Raw genomic sequence first — 16597 nt, 5'->3', positions numbered from 1 at the left:
CCCGATCCGACCGGCACCGAGCTGCTGCATCGGGAACGAAGCGGTACTGAACACATGCCCTTCGGCACAGCGGACGACGGTGCGCTCCATGGAGTCCATCAAGTCCCTTCCCCAACGATGCGTGGACGAGAAAGCCACATTAGGGGATCAACAGGACACCACTCCAGGCGGCACTCCGACCCCCCACCGTACGCCTCAACTCCCGCCCCCCGCACCCCTATCCACCCCCACACGGCACAACGACCCCGCGGCGGATTCACCGGGGGCCGAACGATGAGGTACAGTGAGCGACGATGCGATACCGGATCTCCGGTCCGCTTACGCGGGTGTAGTTTAATGGTAGAACATGAGCTTCCCAAGCTCAGAGCGCGGGTTCGATTCCCGTCACCCGCTCCACGCAGAAGGCCCAGGTCACGGACCCGGGCCTTTCTTGTTGTCTGGACCACGCTAGGCGTCGCGCACCAGATCCGCACCAGATGGCTGTTCGGCACCCTTCCGGCGGGCGGCGCGCACGAGCTGGTCGAGCCCGCTCGCGACCTCCTGCTGTCGGGTCAGGTCCGAGTGCTGGTAGATCAGCGCGGCTTTCTCCGAGGACTGTCCGGCGCGGACCATCGTGTCCTTGAGGGTGGCTCCGGAGCGGGTCGCCAGGGTGTGGCCGGTGTGACGAAGATCGTAGAAGCGGAAGTCGTCCGGCAGGCCGACAGCGGCTCGGGCCTTGCGCCACTTCCGCCCGAAGGTGGAGCGCCGAAACGGCTTGCCCTTCTCCCCTACGAAGAGCAGCCCGTCCGATCCCTTCTCCGCGTACCAGTCGAGATGCCGCCGAAGGTCGGTCCGCAGAAAGGCCGGCAGGACGACGACCCGCTTGCCCGCTTCCGACTTGGTGGGCCCTTCCGCACGCTTGCCAGTGGTCAGCTCGGGGGCGGCCTGGCGGACGCGGATGGTCATGGCGTCCAGGTCGACGTCCTTGCGGCGCAGCTCCGCCTGTTCCTCCGGGCGCATGGGTCCGTAGGCACCGAGGAAGACCATCAGCCGCCAGCGGGGCCCGATGGCGTCGGCAAGCGCGTCGACCTGGTCGACGGTGGCGATCTGCCGTCCGGCGGCGGACTCCTTGCCCGCACCCCGTATGCGGCAGGGGTTGCGGCGGATCAGCTCATCGTCGACGGCGGTCTCCATGATGGCCTTAAGGAGCCGGTACGACTTGGCGACGGTCGTGGCGCCGGTGGCCTTCAGCCGTTCGGTGCGCCAGGTGCGGACGCGGGGAGCGGTGATCTCGTCGAGGTCCAGGTCCTCGAAGGCGGGCAGGATGTGCAGCCGGAGGAGGCGGCGGTACAGCTCATCCGTGGTGGCAGCGAGCCCGCGCTCGTCGACCCATTGAAGGGCGTACTCCTTGAAGTTCACGGCGCCCGCGTCCGGGTCCTGCCAGTCGCCCCGGGACAGGTCGGCCTCGACCTGGGAGAGCCAGACTTCGGCATCCCGCTTGGTGTCGAACGTCTCGGGAGCGCGGAACTCCTGTCCGTCCGGGCCACGGTAACTCGCGGTCCAGCGGCCGGACCGGTACTGCCGGACCGCTCCGAAGCGGCGGCGCGTCCCCTTCTTGTTGCCCACTAGGCAGCCCTCCCGTAGCGGGAGCGTCGACGGCGGATCGGCTGCACAGTGTTGTTCTCGATGTACGCGTCCAGGACTCGCTCAGGGATGCGGACGTGTCGGCCGACCTTGACGAAGGCGATCCGCCGTTCGGCGATCAGCCGCCGGGGGAAGCGGTCGGTGGTGCCAAGGCGTTCGGCAGCTTGGTCGACGGTCAACAGGCGGTCACTCACGTCGGGTCTCCTTCCATGGCAAGCAGGGCTGCGCGGGCGGTTTCGCGGTTGAGCTGGAGGTCTCGGGCGATGGAGGCCGCCAGGACCGATTCGCCGGGGCTGTGGCCGTGTCCGGCGTACTGCCAGTCGGCGAGGACGAGGACGGTGTCGTCCTGGTCGTGCTCGAGGTCGGGCAGGCCGAGGGCTTCGCGCTGCTGGGCGGCGCGGTAGTCGGCGCGGATCTGGCGGAGGGCGCCGAGGGTGGTGGAGTAGCGGCGGGACTTGGTGGAGAAGTGGCCGCGGAAGCCGAGCATGTGAGCCCAGGCCCACAGCCGCCGGTCGGGATAGATGGGGTCGAGTTCCTTGCAGGCCCGGATGAGGCGCTGGGCGTGCTCAGGGACCTGGTGGCGGTCGAGTTCGGAGAGTTCGCCGATGCGGCGGTCCAGGGTGCCGGTCGTTTCGGCGGCTTTGGTGGCGTACTTGGCGACGTAGGAGGCGACGGCCTGTTCGGTGATGTCGGTGCCGGCCTCGAAGGCGCGGATGGGCCGGATGTCGATCTGGGCGCCCCAGCGGAGCGTGCGGGTGGGTTGGTCGGCGGCGGCCGGGACGGTGATGGTCGTGTACGGGTGGGCGACGGCGGCGCGGATGGCGTCGGTGAGCAGTTGCACGGTGGCCCAGGCGGGCGGCGGGTCCTCGGGGCCGTCGGGTCCGTCGAGGCGTATGACGGCGTGGAAGTGCACGGCGCCACGCTTTTGGAACTCGGCGACCTTGCCATACGAGACGCGGGCGGCTTCCTTCAGCTCGCGCTGGGTGAGTCCGGCGCGGGCGGCGATCTCACGGCGGAGCCGGTTGGTGAAGCGCTGCCAGAGGTGTCCCGCGTAGTTGTTGAACAACACCGAGCACGCGTAGTCGTAGGTGTCCGGGTTGAGCGGCGTGCCGAGGGTGTCGTCGTCGGGTGCGTGGCGGGTGCCGCAGCGGCAGCGGCCGGTGTCGGGGCGGTTGTGGACCGGGCCGAAGCTGGGGGCGGTGAGGGTGGCGAAGACGCGCGGGTGTTCGCGGACGGTGGCGGGGACGTCCTTGTCCTGGTCGCCCGCGAGTCCGGCACGGATCAGGTGGTAGGTGTCGGCCGCGTACATCCAGGCGCAGGCCGGGCAGCGGGAGGCGCGGCGGTTGCCGCAGGCGAGACGGAGGCGCCCACCGGGCTCGTCCTCGGTGGAGTAGCGGTGCAGGACCTCGCCGGTGGCTTTGTCCTTGGTGACGGTCCAGCCGGTGAGGTGGATGGGGTTGGCGCAGCCCCCGGTGCGGCGGATCTGGTCCTGCCAGCGGTCGAAGCCCGGTGACCCGGCCACCCGCAGCAGATCGCTGAAGGTGACCGGGTCCAGGCCCGCGAAGGTCGCGGTGTCGGTCACACGCGCTCCTGGTGGCCGAGGGCGACGGGGGCCGGGGCGGTCGTGGTGCCGGTGCCCTGGCAGCGACGGCAGATGACGTGGAGGGTGGCGCGGGTTCCGTCGGGGAGGTGGGTGCCGGTGTCGATGGCGACGACGGGGAAGCCGTCGCAGTCGGGGCAGACCCGGGTCCGGGCAGGGCTGTGCTGGGCCATGATGGAGCTTCCTTTCGATTGCGGTTGGAAGGGGCCGGACCGTCCGGGTGGCGGCGATGCTTGGCGGCTTGTGCGTCGCCCGGAGGCCGGTCAGAACGTGGTCGTGCTCAGCGCGCGAGGGTGCGGGCGCCTCGGCGGCCGGGCTTGCCCTTGATCTCGTACATGTGGGCGTCGGCGGCGGCGAGCGCGTCGGAGAGGCTGCGGACCGGGAGGTCTGCGACGCGGCAGGCGCCGACGGAGACGTACACCGGGATGCGCTTACCGGCGTGCGTCAACGGTTCGTGCAGCAGGTCGACGAGCTGGTCGATGTCGGCGGCGTCGGCGGAGCGGATGACGGCAACGAACTCGTCTCCGCCGAGGCGGCCCGCGATGCCGTGGCGTCCGCACCAGGCGGCGAGGCGAGCGGCGGTGGCTGTGAGGGCGGCGTCCCCGGCGGCGTGGCCGTGGGTGTCGTTGAGGGTCTTGAAGTCGTCGACGTCCAGGAGGAGGACCAGGGCGTCGGGGTGCCGGCGGATGAGGCGGTCGGCGCGAGCGGTCCACCCGGCGCGGGTGCGCAGGCCGGTGAGCGGGTCGCGGCGGGCGGTGGCCAGCCGGTGGGCGAGGTACCCGGAGTGGGCGGCCCAGCCGAGCAGGGGCACGGATAAGGCGAGCGCTTGCGTGTCCACGGTTCTCCCTTGTTGCGGTTGGAAGGGGCGTTGGGTGGGCCGTCCGGGGCGGTGGCGATGCTTGGCGGCTTGTGGCACCGCCCGGAGGCCGGTCAGCGGTTGACTTCCTGGCGGAGCAGGCGGACCAGGAGCAGGAGGACCACGCCGCTGATCGAGAGCGCGATACCGGTGATGGCCACGGCCAGGAGCGTGGAGACGAGGACGGCTCCGACCGCGACGACGCCGACGATGACGGCGGTGGGGTTGGTGGCGGCCTTCTGGACGATCCCGGACGGGGCCTGGTGCGTCGGCACGACCGGGGCCGGGGTGGTGCTGGGCGCAATCGCGTTGTGCGTGTCCGAGGGCGGGTACTTGGGCTTGAACACGGGTTCCTCCTACTTGGCGAGCGGGTCGATGGCGGGGCTCAGGAAGCTGTCGGCGAGGAGGTAGCCGCCAGGATCAGGACGACGACCAGCCACAGGGGCGGGCGGACGAGCTTGATGCCGAGCCAGCCGACGACGATGAGGCCGAGCCAGAGCGGGACGTCCATGACGTGATCTCCCTTGCGATCAGCGGGGGTTGCAGCGGTGCGTACGGGCGGCGAGTTCGGCGGCGGCGCGACTCATGTAGTCGGCCGACCAGTCGCAGCCGGGCGCGGTGCAGGCAGCGGCGTGCGCTTCGCGACCGTGGCGGTCGCGGTGGGTGCCGATCTGGACGGGGCCGATGCGGTCGACGTCCCAGAAGCGGTTGCGGGCCAAGGGGTCACCTCCTCTCAGGCGAGCTGGGCGGCGATGGCGTCGGCCATCGGGGCGGGGACGCCGAGGCGGGCGCGCAGGGTGTCGGAATCGATCGCCTGGCCGGTCGACGCCTGGTGGGCGTCGGCGAGCTTGCGAGCGTGGGCCATGAGCGCAGGCGGGACGTTGGGAGCGGGCGGGACGGGAGGCAGAGCCGGGGCCGGTTCCGGTTCGGGGACCTCTTCGCGTACCGGCTCGGGCTCTTCCACCTCCACCGGCATCGCCTCGTGATGCTCGGGAGCCGGGGTGTGGACCAGGAGGGTGCCGCCGAGGAAGGCGAGTGCCGGCCACCCTGCGACGAGGATGCGGAGCCAGTCCGGTACGTCGTTGAGGTCGAGCAGTCCGGCCGTGGCGACGTTCGCCCCGAGGGAGGCGGCGAGCGCTACCGCGAACCAGGTCCAGGCCGACCGCCTCGGTGACTCGGTGCCCCGCAGTGCCCGGAGCTGACGCCAGGCGGCGACGAGCAGTAGGTCCACGGAGATCGGGTAGGCCCATGCCTTCCAGCCGTCCTGCCCGGCGGCGGCCGCCAGGTCGTGAAGGTGGGAGAAGGACAGGGCACCAGCGATGACGGCTTGCACGAGTACGGCGTCCAGCCGCAGGGACGAGCGCATCGGGATCACGCCTTGTCGGCGACGAGTGCCAGCGTGGACAGCGTGGTGTCCGGGTGGAACGCGTCGAGCGACGGGAGGTACGGCGTCATGTCCGCGTGCTCGTTGCAGGCCGCCACGGCGTCATCAAGGCTCGTGAACGGACTGCGGATCAGCGACCAGCTACCCGAAGAGACACCGACCACGGCGGTACCCGGCTTGTCGGGCCGTATCGCGGTCGCCGCGTTCATCGCGAGCGGGCCGATGTCGCCCAATGCCATCTTGGCCGTGGCTTCCTCGTTGACCCGGTGCGAGACCCGGCCGCTGAGCTGGGCGCGCAGTGCGGTGGCTCCCTTGCCGAGGTCCGAGCCGAAGCGCTGGCCGCAGACTTCCAGATAGATGCCGGCGGCCCGGCCGAGCTGAGCGAGCCGTACGAGCTGGGACACCATGTGGTCGCGCCGCTTTTCGTCGGCAGCAGTGGCCGTCAGGAACAGTTCAGCCACCTCGTCGATGAACACCACGACCGGCACCGGCCGCATGTCCTCATCGAGCCCCCACACGTCGGAGGTGAACGACTCCAGCGGCGTGTCCCGTGCCAGCCGTTGCACCGAGCGGATCAGCTCGTAGCGGTTGGTCATTTCGACGACCAGGGCGTCGAGCAGATCCGCGGCTTCCTCCGGAGTGCAGGCGAGTGCCGACAGTCGGCGGGCGAACGGGGCCAGTTCCACGCCCCACTTGCAGTCGATGCCGACCAGGGCAACCGGCTGGGGAGCCAGGCCCTTGAACAGCCCTCGCAGGTACACCGACTTGCCGGACTCGGTCGCACCGATTACCAGCTCGTGAGCGATGGTGCGGAAGTCCCGTACGTGGACGCCTCCGTCAGCCCGGAGTGCGAGCGGGACCGAGAGCAGGTCGGGTATCGCCGTGCGGGGCATGACGACCCGCCGAAGCACGTCGTAACCGATGATCCGGACTTCGAGCCATCCCGGCTTGAGCGCTTTGATGTGGACGCCGTGGGCCCGCCAGGAGTGCCGCAGCCGTTCCGTGGCGGTCTGGAAGTCCCGTACCTCCTGGCCTGGCCGCAGCCTGATCCGCAGCACCATGCCGTTCGCGGTGATCCGGAAGCGCGTGAGGCGGGGGACCATGCGGGTCGCGGTCCGGTTCGTCGCCGCCGCAATGGCCAGCCGTATGCGGGACGGGGGCTCGGTCAGGCCGCACGCCTCCATCACGGAGCGGTAGGTGACCGCGATGCGGATGAGCTTCGCGGGGGCGGCGAAGCCGACCCAGTACCAAGCCGGTCGCTGCCAGCGGAACACGAGCAGCCCGGCCACGACCAGCGCCAAGCCGATGAGCGCGGTGATCTGTCCGCCGGTCATCGATCAGCCCGCCAGCGAGGTGACGGCGGTGGCGCGGAACGAAATGCCGTGGCGCTTCTGGCCGTTGAACTCGTTTTCCCAAGGCCGGGCGACCAGGCCGGTCAGTGCCACCGGGGTGCCGGTCGTCAGCTCACCGGAGATGTCCGCCTCCGGGACGGTCACCGTGATCACCTCGGCGTTGCCGTTCGCGACGAACAGCACGTCGACGGTCATCAGGGACCCGTTGGTCTCGGGGTCGACGGCGACGACGCCGTTCTTCTTGTCGCGCATCTTGAGCTGGGGCGGCTGGGCGACCATCACGGTCGTGCCGGTCATGTCCACGGGAATCTGACGCACAGAGATCACTCCTCTAGAAGTGCTGGACTCCGCCACTCATGTACATGAGTGACATGAAGAAGAGTGCAGCACTCCTGTACATGAGTCAACCCGCCGCGAAGAACAAATCACGGCGGGCTGAGGGGAGCTGAGCGAGCGTCAGTCGGTGGCGGGGATCCGGTACTGGAAAACGAACTGGTCAGCGGCCATGAGGGTGTCGCAGACCTCGACCACACGCCCCTCTTCGGTGACCGCGTTGCGGACCAGGTGCACCACCGGCGCCCCAGGACTCAGGGCCAGTTCCGACGCCTCAGCCTTGGCGGCCGCCCGCGCCTGGAGCGTCTCGACGAACTCGGCGAAGGTGTGGCCGTGGTCTTCGAGCCGGGCGTAGATGCCACCAGGGCCGGGGTTCTCGGCGAACAGCTCGGGAATGTCCTTGACCACGTCCCACGGCAGGTACGAGGAAGCCGTCTCAACCGGGGTGCCGTTGCGGAAGTACAGGCGCCGCCGCGCGAGCACCTGGGTGCCGGCCTCGACGCCAAGTCGCTCGGCGATGTCCTCGGGGGCCTCCATGGGACCGATGTACAGAACGCTCACCTTGGCGGTCGCCCCGGACTGCTCGGACTCGGCCAGGTACGCGGCCTTGCCACCCCGACGATGCGACGCCCTGAACCGGTCCGAAGACCGCAGTCGTACGGGCGGCCGGTCCTTCACGATCGAGCCCTTGCCGTGGCGGGTCTCGACGAGCCCACTGGCCCGGACCTCCACCATGGCCTTGCGAATCGTTCCGCCGGAGACGCCGTAGCGGTCCACCAGCTCGGACTCACTCGGCACCATGTCACCAGGCTTCAGGACGCCTGCCCGGATCTGCTGAACGATCTCGTCAGCGATCTGTAGGTATCGGGGTACGGCCTTGCCACCTCCTACCGAAGTTCCCATAGTCCTTCTCTTCCTCCTATGCTCCTGTACATGAGTACGGGTTCCCAGCAACACAAGTCAACGCCGCTGCACTCCGTGTCCGTGGCGGGAGCGGTGGTGCGGGAGGACGGACGGCTCCTCGCGATCCGGCGGGCGGACAACGGAACTTGGGAGCTGCCGGGCGGAGTGCTGGAACTGGCAGAGTCACCGGAAGAAGGCGTAGCCCGCGAGGTCTGGGAAGAGACCGGCATCCGCGTCGAGGTCGACGAGCTGACCGGCGTCTACAAGAACACGGCTCGGGGCATCGTCGCCCTGGTGTTCCGCTGCAAGCCCTCCGGCGGCTCGGAGCGCACGTCAGCAGAGTCGCTGGCCGTCGATTGGCTCACGCCCGCAGAGATCGCCGAGCGGATGTCCGAGGTCTACGCAGTCCGGCTGCTGGACGCCCTGGACGGGGAAGGCCCGCACGTCCGGAGCCACGACGGACGCCACCTGCTTCCAGCGCGGTAGAACTTTCCCTACTTCATCAAGGCACCCGCCGCGCACAGCGCGGCGCGCGCGGCCCGTCGCCCGGGCCGACGCTCCTGTCTACGCCCCGCTCCCGCCCGGCCGCCGGCCGCACGCCTAGCAGCTCGGGTTGATGGTGGGAGAAACCCGCTGCGGCTGGGGCGGTCGGCTCCACGGCTTTAGCCACCTCCCCGGTCCGGGTCCCGCGCCGAGCAAGACCAGGGGGCCACTCGTGCTCATTACGGGCAGGTCCAAAGCCTGCCCGAGTTGCCAACCAGCGTACGGCCCCCTGATCATGCTCGGCCCCAAACCGGGCAGGCCACCGGCCAAACCCGCTCCACCGACCTAAGCTACGAACCTGTCTGGACCCCCAGCGAATTTCTCTCCAAAATGGAAAGAGTTACGCCAAGGCCCGAAATAAGCAGACCGATGATGCTAGCGAAGGCAGCAGCAACCACCAAGCTCACAATAGGCAGGTTGCCTTCCCCTTTGGTGTCGATCCCGATCCCAATGGTGGACACAACCAGGACGATCATAAGAAGAAAACTCGTCGCGAGGAGGCATTTAGCGATATCTCCACGCGCTTCCGCCATACTTTGCTCCCTTGTGCGGTTCACACCCGCCCCCACCCTGGGCGAAAAAGCGGCAAGAATAGCGACAGCGGCCAAAGAAAAGCCCAATAGACCACTGGACGAGCCTGTGAGTGACGAGTAAATGTCCTTGCGGAGGCCGGGCTCCACCATGGCCAGGAGAATCGGACCAACAACGAAAGAGATGGCGACGAGTATCGACTCCACCACTACGAAAACCAGAAGAGGGAAAATCCACCAGTTCTGATTCATCTTTTTCAGGATTTTCGACACGGGCCCCCCAGCCTAACGTTCAATCCTTACGCATCAGTTCCGCAGTAGATGTCGTCTCGAAGACACCTCGCCGCTTGAAGTCTTTGTACGCTTGCTCAAGCTCGTGAAACACGGATTCCACACGTGGAGCCGAAGGAATGTCAGCCCGTTGAGGCAGCTCGACCTCCACACTGAGCCGCTCGGTCAACAGGTTGACCTCCTCCACCCGGTTGGTCCGACTGCTTCGCCCACGCACCACCATGCCCGTCAGAAGGTCACTGGCCCTCGCCGCCAGCTCCAAAAGCTCATCCTCCAAATGCTGATCTATATACCTATCCTTCGGCCCATAGCGGCCCATCCCTAGACTGACTCGCACCGACGGCAGTTCCTCACCTGCAACCGCCGGCCACAACTTGCCGAACGTCCCTCGGTCGCGTGTCGAGTACTCCGGCTTAGTCATCGCTAGGTCGAATGACCGGAACTGCCCCTTCATCTCATCCAGCTTGCGAAAAGCATCTTCGTTAAACAAGGGATCAAAATTCACATATTCCTGCATTTTTTGACGCAGAAAGAACGCCAACCGCGACACCCTCGGACTATACCTACCCATATCGTGAGCACAGTACCCATCAGGCCAGATGGAGACGTGAGTGGCGTCCGCCGGGTACTCGTTTTCCAGTAGCGAGATGGGACCGATCGAGGCATGCGGATCCCACTTGAAGGGCCGGTCCTCGTGACCCCGCAAGGCCAGGACTCGAAACTTCGTCGGCTCCCTTTCATCCCCCGCGTCCACCACCTCCACAGCGGTGATCACGCCGTCCTTGTCAATCATTTGGTAGGCACTGTCCGCAGCAATTTCCCGGGCTAGCCGCTCCGCCACGGCCGAGGGTGCGAAGCTGGCCCGGCCAGCAACAGAGGTCCAGCGATAGAAAACCAGCTTCCGCTTCAGCATCTCTCCAGATTACGACTGCACTTGGTAACACCCCAAGCGCGCGCACCTAGCTACTCGCCGGTTGGGGCTTATGCACCATTGATCCCACCTTCCGTAGTTGCCAGCACGTCACCTGTTGATGAGCCAAGTCAAGTATCGAGGGTGGGTCTGACATCAGCCCCGGGGGCGGCTAGCGCTCCAGATCCGCACCAGATCGATCGGTCAACCACGGCTAACGGGGGTGCAAGGACTGGGATGCCTTGCAGCGGCGGAGTGACATTCGTGCTGTTCAGCGGCCTGACATGGAGGCCGTACCCAATGATTCCCAAGCTCAGAGCGCGGGTTCGATTCCCGTCACCCGCTCCGAAGTGAAGCCCCAGGCTAGCGGCCCGGGGCTTTGCTGTTGTCTCCGCCGCTTCCTGCCGAAGGTCGACCGGCGGTATGGCGCCCCTTTCTCCTTCCGAAGGGCAGCCCGTCCGTGGCCCTCCTCCGCGTACTAGTCGAGGTGTCGCTGGAGAGCGATCCGGAGGAACTCCGGCAGGATGACGATGCGCTTGCCCGCCTCTGACTCGGCTCGGGCGCGGGGAGCCGCGACCTCGCGGCCGCCCGAGCTTCCCGGTCATGCACGACAACCACTTGCCCGAAAGAGGGCGGTGCTCCGTGGAACGGCGCGTTGCCGGGCCGCGCGTCGCGAACGTCGGCGATTCTTGTGCGGCCATGTGGATGCTGCTCTTGGCCGTCGTGGTACTCGCGGCCGCGAACGCGCTCAACGCCCTGCTCACGCCCGGTTGGTACGTGCCGGTCTGTGCGGTCGCGGCCCTGTTGCTTGTGTTGATCGCCCGCCGGTCCGGCCTCACTTGGGACGATCTGGGGCTCGGCAGGGTCGCGGCCCGCCGCGGTATGCGCTGGGGCCTGGTCCTGACCGGAGCCGTTCTCGTGGTCTACCTGGTGGGCCTGGCCCTGCCGCTCACCCGGGAGGCATTCCAGGACGAGCGGGCCGCGGGCCTGTCTCCCGGAGAACTGGTGTACCGCGTGCTGGTCCGCGTACCGCTCGGCACGGTGCTGCTTGAGGAGATCGCATTTCGCGGCGTGTTGTGGGCCATGGTTTGGCGACGGTGGGGGCCTGTATGGGCCACCGTCGTTTCCTCAGTGCTCTTCGGGCTCTGGCACGTACAGCCGTCACGCGGGCTCACGCGCGCGAACGCGGCGGCCCAAGCGGTCTTCGGAGCCGGCCAGGTCGGCGTCGCCCTGTCCGTGACAGCGGCGGTCGCCGGTACCGCCCTCGCCGGTGTGCTCTTCTGCGAGCTCCGCCGCCGCTCCGGCAGCCTCATCCCGCCCGTGGCGCTGCACTGCGCCCTCAACAGTGCGGGCTACGCGCTCGCATGGGCGGCGAGTCGCTGGTGGGCGGCATGATGCACGTCGGTGTCGTCAACGGCGCACTGTCGCAGCAGCAGGGCTCGGTGGCTGTGTCAGTTTCTGGCGGGTCGCTTCACGGTGACTTCGGGATCCGTTGTGCGGCCCCAGCATGATCAGTGTCAGGTCGGGAACAGCGCAAACCGGATCACCGCGCTGGTCTAGCTGACCGCAGCCGCCTACGGCTACCGCCGCGTCATCATCGACACACACCGGGTCACGTTCGCCGACTCCGCCCTCCTCAACGCACTGGAAGGACGATCGCCGCGACCAGGGCGATCTGACCGACCGTGGGCCACCGTCCCGCCACCGTCGCCCAGTGCCCGAACCGCTCGAAAAGGGCGGACCGGTCAAGCGCGGCCCCGTGGCCGAGCACCGCGCCGGTGGCCGCCGCCGCGACGAAGAACAGGGCGGGAGCTGCCAGGGCGGATAGCCACTACTCAGCCAGCTTCTGGCTGAGGCTGTCGAGGGCCGGGGCCACCGGCTCATGCCTCGACGAGGCGCAGCGGCCGCTTACGCAGCCAGCAGCGCCCACCGGAGGGGAGCTCGCCGCCCGGCGTTCGGACCACGTTGAGACTGCACGACCCGTCGGGGCAGCGGTACCGCTCTCCCGCGGAGCGCGGCCTCGTCCCGAAGACCATGCTCCCGGGTTCGTCCCCGCGCACGGGCCCGCCTCCTCGAACACGTACGACGGGATGCCCAGCCCCGCCACCGCCTGCCGTACGGGGGTACCCGCAAGGACGGCGCGTACGGCGTCGTTGAGGTCCTCTTCCGGTATGTCCTGCTCCAGCAAGCGCAGCGCCGAGCAGAATTTGGCGCGCATCTCGCGGTCGTCGTCCATCGGCCTCTCCTCGCTTCGTGCGGCTGTGTACCGGCGCGTACGGTCTTCCGGTCGCCTAGGGTCCGCTGTGGACGACCGACGCCCAGAACAGCGGTTCCCGGTAGCGGTCGTGTTGGCGCAGCTTCCCGATCGCCCGGTGCAGGGCGTGCGCGGTGCCCGGGGTGTCCGGTGCGCCGAGGAGCCGATAGACCTCCTGGGCGAGCAGCGGGCCCATGTCGTCCTCCACGGTCCACAGGCTCCCGATGACGTGCCGGTAGCCGCACAGCTGGAAGGCGGATGCGACGGAGATGACCTCGTCGGCCAGCTCTTTGCCCGGGGCGGCACTGTGGCAGGCGGACAGGTAGGCGAACTCGGCGCCCCGGAGCCGCTCGGCGGCCAGCTGACGCGGCGCCAGGTCATCGCCGTGCAACAGGAGTCTGCTCTGCGAGGGGTCGGCCGGGTCCCGTACGCCATGGCAGGCCAGGTGGGCGTGGGTGTGCGCTCGCAGGGCGGCCAGCACCGCTTCCGGCGTGGCGTCCGCGTCCCGCAGCTCGGATCTGGGACCGGACAGCGATCCAGTGGCGGTCAGTTCGTCGTCAGTCTTTTCTTCCTCGGGCGCGTGCCACCACCGCGCGAAGTGGTAGCACCCGACGAGGTAGACCACGTCGAGCACTTTCGTACCAAGGCCCTCGGAACCGCCCGTGCCGCCCGCCTGTTCGGGAGTCAGCTTGTCGCGGACCTGGTAAATGAGCTCGGCCAGGTGGTCATGTGTGTTCCGCGCCAACACGCTTTCCGGTGGTTCCAAGAGGAACAGCGGCGCCCTCTTCCGGTGCGGCCATCGCCCCCCGGATGGCAGCGCGAAACTCCGGGCGCAACTCACTCATCGGTCCCCCCGATCCCCCTGACCGCCCCCAACGGTGGCGCCACGGTATGCCAGGAGGCAAGGCCGGGCGCCCTTGCAAGGCCACCGCCTACAGAGGGTCCTTGGTCATGCGGCGGACGTGGAGCTGCGCGTGAGGCGGGGTACGCGAAGGGGGATCGTTCCGAACTTCCTCACCCAGTGCCTCGTCGGTGCTGATCTCGTTGGCCCGGCGGCTGACCTCGGCATCCTGTGCCCCGTCGGCCTGCCCGGCCCCCCTGAGATGGTGACGAGGCACGTCGTTGCCGCCGCCCAGCGCCGCCGCCCAAGGAAGTGGCCGTCACGACACCCCTGGGCGTCAGTAAAGAGGCCACAGCCTGCCCCGGACCGCCTTACAGTGCCAGTAAAGATGGCAGTTGACCCATGACCCCGTCGTTGCCGGGTGGTGAGGGGCCGGAGGACACATGCGTCTGACGTTGGCAGTCGATGAGGGCAGCAGCAGGCAGGAGGCAGACGCGCTGCGCGTCTGGCTCACGCAGGAGCAGCTGCTGCGTGGCCAGGTGCGGATACCGCTAGACAGCGTTCCCCTGCCTGGGGCCATGGGGCAGCCGCTGGAACTGGTCAGCGTCCTCCTGTCGAACACCATCGCCCTGGGCAATCTGCTGGTGGCGGTAGCAGCCTGGCGGCAGTCGCGGCCCCGGCGGCCTTCCGTACGCATCGAGGTCAACGGCTGCTCGTTCACGCTCGATACGAGCAACCCCAGCGAGTTGCAGGCTCTGGCCCGCGCGCTGCGCGAGGCCGACGGGTCCGATCCGGACGGCGGAGGATGAGCCAGGACTACCCCGGTAGCGGCTCGTACTCGAAGAGGTCACGAGCGGTGCTCGTGGGATGCCATGCCTACCACCACCGGGACAGCATCCCCGCCGTGCAGAACAACCTGGCCGCCCTGCACGAAATGCTCCTGGACCCCACGTGGGGCAAGCCGGGCATGGACGTCACTCCAGTGAGCCCGTGGGCCGGCGCCGACGAGATACTTGAAACCGTGGCAGCCGCAGGCGAGGAGGCGCAGGACACGCTCATCGTCTACTTCGCAGGCCACGGCCTGATCCATCCGAAAAGCGGGGAGCTCTATCTCGCACTGCACAATTCGCGACTGCAGCGTTGGGGCGTAGCCGCTGGTCTCCCGATCAGCGACCTCAGACACGCCATCCTCGACCACGAGAACACTGCCGAGAACAAAGTCCTGCTGCTCGATTGCTGCTTCAGCGGACGGGCCATGGAAGGCGGCATGGGTCCCGCCGGCCCGGAGAACAAGGCCGATCTCGCGGTAATCGAGGGAACCTGTGTCACCACGTCCTCGTCCAGCACGTCGCCCTCCTTCGCCGTGCCCGGGGAGCGGTACACGGCGTTCTCCGGCGCGTTGATCGAGGTGCTGGAATCCGGCGTGCCGGGTGAAGGGCCCATGCTGACCATGGAGACCGTCTATCGGCAGGTCGATGCCCGGTTACGGGCCAGAGGACTGCCCCGCCCCCAGCAGCGCAACAGCAACCTGGCCGGCCACATCCCCATCGCACGCAACCGAGCCTGGGTCCCTTCCATCGGAGAACAAGCGCCTCCACCCGGGCCCGCGCCGCGGACCATCCCGGCCCGCCGCAGCCGCGTCCAGAGCTTGCGCATCCACTGGCGCCGATACCGGAACAGATACGCTGCCGCCCTTTTGGCCGTCGTCACCCTGGCCATAGCCGTGGCGTCTTCCGTTCTTCCTGCTGACGTTCCTGATCGCGGCACGCCTGCGCCCATCCCGCCCAAGCGGCAAGACCCTGGATTACTCCAAAGCGCTTCCAACAGGGGCAGGGACTGCGTCCGACATATCGGTGACCCGCCGCTAGGGAGCGCGCCCATCGGGGCGTGCGACGCGGCACAGGTGGACTGGTCGATGTGGACCTTCCCCAACGACCATGTGCGGTTCATCAGTCAGCGCATACCCGGGGTGTGTCTAGGGGCAGACATCCAGGCGCCTGCCAAGCCCGTCGGCACTTGGGGCTGCGACGGCCCCGCCTCCGCCTGGGTATTGCAGCCACAGGGGGACGGATTTTTCCATCTGGTGAACGAGCAAGCTCTCGACAAGGGCTTGACGCAGAGGTGCGCGGCTCGCCATGAGATTGCCATTCATCTCGACGAATGCAGAAACGACAGCAAGCACAAATGGCTCGTCCCGCAAAATCACTGATCGCCGGCGTCGCAATAGCCGTTCAACCAAGGGACCCCGCCATAGCCGACCAGTCACAACACAACTCGTTCGCTGCCGCACAGCGCGCGCCAGCGTCAAACGGCTACGTACGGCCGGGGGCCGGTTGGGGCGGCAGGACTGACCGCCGGGGACCTTGGGTGTCACCGGACGGGGCGGCGTCCCGTCCGTCGGGACCAGCGCACGGCGATGATGGCCAGATCGATCACGAGGACCGCGATGCCGATGATGAGCAGGTAGCCCAGCCCTTCAGCCACCGCGCCGATGAGTCCCAGCACGACGGCCACCAGAGCGAGGAACAGGAAGAGGGCCATGATGCGAACGCCTCCTTGGGTCCTTGTGCCGGGCGGTCAGCGGCGCGCGAGCTGGCGCTCGCCGGCGGCGCCCGGCTGGTAGGTCATGCCGTAGTGCTGGAAGACCGCTTCCTCCGCCTCGGCGGGCAGGATGTCGTCCATGCCGACCGAGGGAGCCTTCTTGACCAGTGCCTTGGCGTAGGAGACCTTGACGTAGTCCGGCCCGAGGATCGCGTCGTCGAGAGGGACGAAAACCAGGCGGTGACGGGTGGGCAACCCGGCCTGGACCGTGGCCATGGCCGGTTCGTCGGTGGTGGTGTCCACATAGATCGCTTCCAGGACACCGATCTTGTGGCCCTTCGGATCGACGACATCGCGGTTACGCCACTCACGGATATCGGCTGCCTGGATCATGGCCTGCCTTCCTGAGCATTCACCCGGCAGGTACGAGCCGCCCCACAGGTATTCGCCGACCGCCGAGACCGGTAGCCCCTTGCCCTTCCAGGCTATCGGGGAACCTGTGTGTTGCACCCTCGCGCGGTGACGGTATCGGCCGTGGTGGCTCGGGCGGCGACAGTGCCAAGACCAGGCCCTTGCCGAGGTTCGGCCCGGCAGGGGCCCGGTACCACTGACCGTGCGTCCTTGCCGGGAGAACGC

Annotated in this window: 21 protein-coding genes and 1 tRNA gene; 5 read left to right on the top strand and 17 right to left on the bottom strand. The window is 68.1% G+C overall.

All coding sequences use genetic code 11. From position 1 onward, the window contains the following. The first annotated feature begins 322 nt into the window (after window positions 1-322). Window positions 323-396 (top strand) — tRNA-Gly (locus tag QWM81_RS09995). Between the two features lie 51 nt (window positions 397-447). On the opposite strand, the gene QWM81_RS09990 is transcribed toward QWM81_RS09995, so the two are convergent. The 12 genes from QWM81_RS09990 to QWM81_RS09935 form a co-directional block, all read right to left on the bottom strand. Next, on the bottom strand, window positions 448-1605 hold the full coding sequence (locus QWM81_RS09990; protein WP_290111420.1) for a tyrosine-type recombinase/integrase: 1158 nt from the start codon (window positions 1603-1605) through the stop codon (window positions 448-450). Further along, on the bottom strand, window positions 1605-1817 hold the full coding sequence (locus tag QWM81_RS09985) for a helix-turn-helix domain-containing protein (protein WP_290111419.1): 213 nt from the start codon (window positions 1815-1817) through the stop codon (window positions 1605-1607). Before QWM81_RS09985 ends, QWM81_RS09990 begins: the two co-directional genes overlap by 1 nt. Then, complete coding sequence (gene repSA, locus QWM81_RS09980) at window positions 1814-3205, bottom strand: replication initiator protein RepSA (RefSeq protein ID WP_290111418.1); 1392 nt, start codon at window positions 3203-3205, stop codon at window positions 1814-1816. Before repSA ends, QWM81_RS09985 begins: the two co-directional genes overlap by 4 nt. Next, window positions 3202-3396: a hypothetical protein gene (locus tag QWM81_RS09975; protein ID WP_290111417.1), complete on the bottom strand. Its 195-nt coding sequence runs from the start codon at window positions 3394-3396 to the stop codon at window positions 3202-3204. Before QWM81_RS09975 ends, repSA begins: the two co-directional genes overlap by 4 nt. A gap of 107 nt (window positions 3397-3503) precedes the next feature. Beyond that, the gene (locus QWM81_RS09970) at window positions 3504-4061 is read right to left on the bottom strand and encodes a GGDEF domain-containing protein (protein ID WP_290111416.1); all 558 of its coding nucleotides are present in this window, start codon (window positions 4059-4061) and stop codon (window positions 3504-3506) included. A 92-nt stretch (window positions 4062-4153) separates the two neighbouring features. Then, window positions 4154-4426: a SpdD protein gene (locus tag QWM81_RS09965; protein ID WP_290111415.1), complete on the bottom strand. Its 273-nt coding sequence runs from the start codon at window positions 4424-4426 to the stop codon at window positions 4154-4156. A 38-nt stretch (window positions 4427-4464) separates the two neighbouring features. Next, window positions 4465-4590, bottom strand: a complete 126-nt coding sequence (locus tag QWM81_RS09960; protein ID WP_290111488.1) for a hypothetical protein — start codon at window positions 4588-4590, stop codon at window positions 4465-4467. Window positions 4591-4609: 19 nt separating this feature from the next. Then, complete coding sequence (locus QWM81_RS09955; RefSeq protein WP_290111414.1) at window positions 4610-4798, bottom strand: mobile element transfer protein; 189 nt, start codon at window positions 4796-4798, stop codon at window positions 4610-4612. A 14-nt stretch (window positions 4799-4812) separates the two neighbouring features. Next, entirely contained in the window at window positions 4813-5445 is a 633-nt protein-coding gene (locus QWM81_RS09950; protein WP_290111413.1) for a DUF2637 domain-containing protein, read from the bottom strand. 5 nt (window positions 5446-5450) lie between these two features. After that, entirely contained in the window at window positions 5451-6797 is a 1347-nt protein-coding gene (locus QWM81_RS09945) for an FtsK/SpoIIIE domain-containing protein (protein ID WP_290111412.1), read from the bottom strand. 3 nt (window positions 6798-6800) lie between these two features. Next, window positions 6801-7133 (bottom strand): SCO3933 family regulatory protein, encoded by a 333-nt coding sequence (locus QWM81_RS09940; RefSeq protein ID WP_290111411.1) that lies wholly within the window; start codon window positions 7131-7133, stop codon window positions 6801-6803. Window positions 7134-7271: 138 nt separating this feature from the next. Continuing rightward, window positions 7272-8051: a GntR family transcriptional regulator gene (locus QWM81_RS09935; protein ID WP_290111410.1), complete on the bottom strand. Its 780-nt coding sequence runs from the start codon at window positions 8049-8051 to the stop codon at window positions 7272-7274. Between the two features lie 18 nt (window positions 8052-8069). Here QWM81_RS09935 and QWM81_RS09930 point away from each other — a divergent pair, with 18 nt between their 5' ends. Beyond that, on the top strand, window positions 8070-8537 hold the full coding sequence (locus tag QWM81_RS09930) for an NUDIX hydrolase (RefSeq protein WP_290111409.1): 468 nt from the start codon (window positions 8070-8072) through the stop codon (window positions 8535-8537). A 347-nt stretch (window positions 8538-8884) separates the two neighbouring features. Here the strand turns inward: QWM81_RS09930 and QWM81_RS09925 are convergent, their stop codons facing one another. Both QWM81_RS09925 and QWM81_RS09920 read right to left on the bottom strand, forming a co-directional pair. Beyond that, a complete protein-coding gene (locus QWM81_RS09925) occupies window positions 8885-9397 on the bottom strand; it encodes a hypothetical protein (protein ID WP_290111408.1) in 513 nt (170 codons plus the stop codon). Between the two features lie 19 nt (window positions 9398-9416). After that, window positions 9417-10328, bottom strand: a complete 912-nt coding sequence (locus QWM81_RS09920) for a hypothetical protein (RefSeq protein WP_290111407.1) — start codon at window positions 10326-10328, stop codon at window positions 9417-9419. Between the two features lie 702 nt (window positions 10329-11030). Here QWM81_RS09920 and QWM81_RS09915 point away from each other — a divergent pair. Next, window positions 11031-11720, top strand: coding sequence for a CPBP family intramembrane glutamic endopeptidase (locus QWM81_RS09915; protein ID WP_290111483.1), 690 nt, complete (start codon window positions 11031-11033; stop codon window positions 11718-11720). Window positions 11721-12616: 896 nt separating this feature from the next. On the opposite strand, the gene QWM81_RS09910 is transcribed toward QWM81_RS09915, so the two are convergent. Further along, complete coding sequence (locus QWM81_RS09910; RefSeq protein ID WP_290111406.1) at window positions 12617-13324, bottom strand: CHAT domain-containing protein; 708 nt, start codon at window positions 13322-13324, stop codon at window positions 12617-12619. A 551-nt stretch (window positions 13325-13875) separates the two neighbouring features. Here QWM81_RS09910 and QWM81_RS09905 point away from each other — a divergent pair. Both QWM81_RS09905 and QWM81_RS09900 read left to right on the top strand, forming a co-directional pair. Next, the gene (locus QWM81_RS09905) at window positions 13876-14229 is read left to right on the top strand and encodes an effector-associated constant component EACC1 (protein WP_290111405.1); all 354 of its coding nucleotides are present in this window, start codon (window positions 13876-13878) and stop codon (window positions 14227-14229) included. Beyond that, the gene (locus tag QWM81_RS09900; protein ID WP_290111404.1) at window positions 14226-15629 is read left to right on the top strand and encodes a caspase, EACC1-associated type; all 1404 of its coding nucleotides are present in this window, start codon (window positions 14226-14228) and stop codon (window positions 15627-15629) included. Before QWM81_RS09905 ends, QWM81_RS09900 begins: the two co-directional genes overlap by 4 nt. A gap of 161 nt (window positions 15630-15790) precedes the next feature. On the opposite strand, the gene QWM81_RS09895 is transcribed toward QWM81_RS09900, so the two are convergent. Both QWM81_RS09895 and QWM81_RS09890 read right to left on the bottom strand, forming a co-directional pair. After that, complete coding sequence (locus QWM81_RS09895) at window positions 15791-15961, bottom strand: hypothetical protein (protein ID WP_290111403.1); 171 nt, start codon at window positions 15959-15961, stop codon at window positions 15791-15793. Between the two features lie 36 nt (window positions 15962-15997). Continuing rightward, a complete protein-coding gene (locus QWM81_RS09890) occupies window positions 15998-16354 on the bottom strand; it encodes a PRC-barrel domain-containing protein (protein WP_290111402.1) in 357 nt (118 codons plus the stop codon). Window positions 16355-16597 lie beyond the last annotated feature (243 nt).

Source organism: Streptomyces ficellus, assembly GCF_030406405.1.
GTDB lineage: Bacteria > Actinomycetota > Actinomycetes > Streptomycetales > Streptomycetaceae > Streptomyces > Streptomyces ficellus_B.
This window is presented reverse-complemented; position numbering and strand designations above follow the sequence as displayed.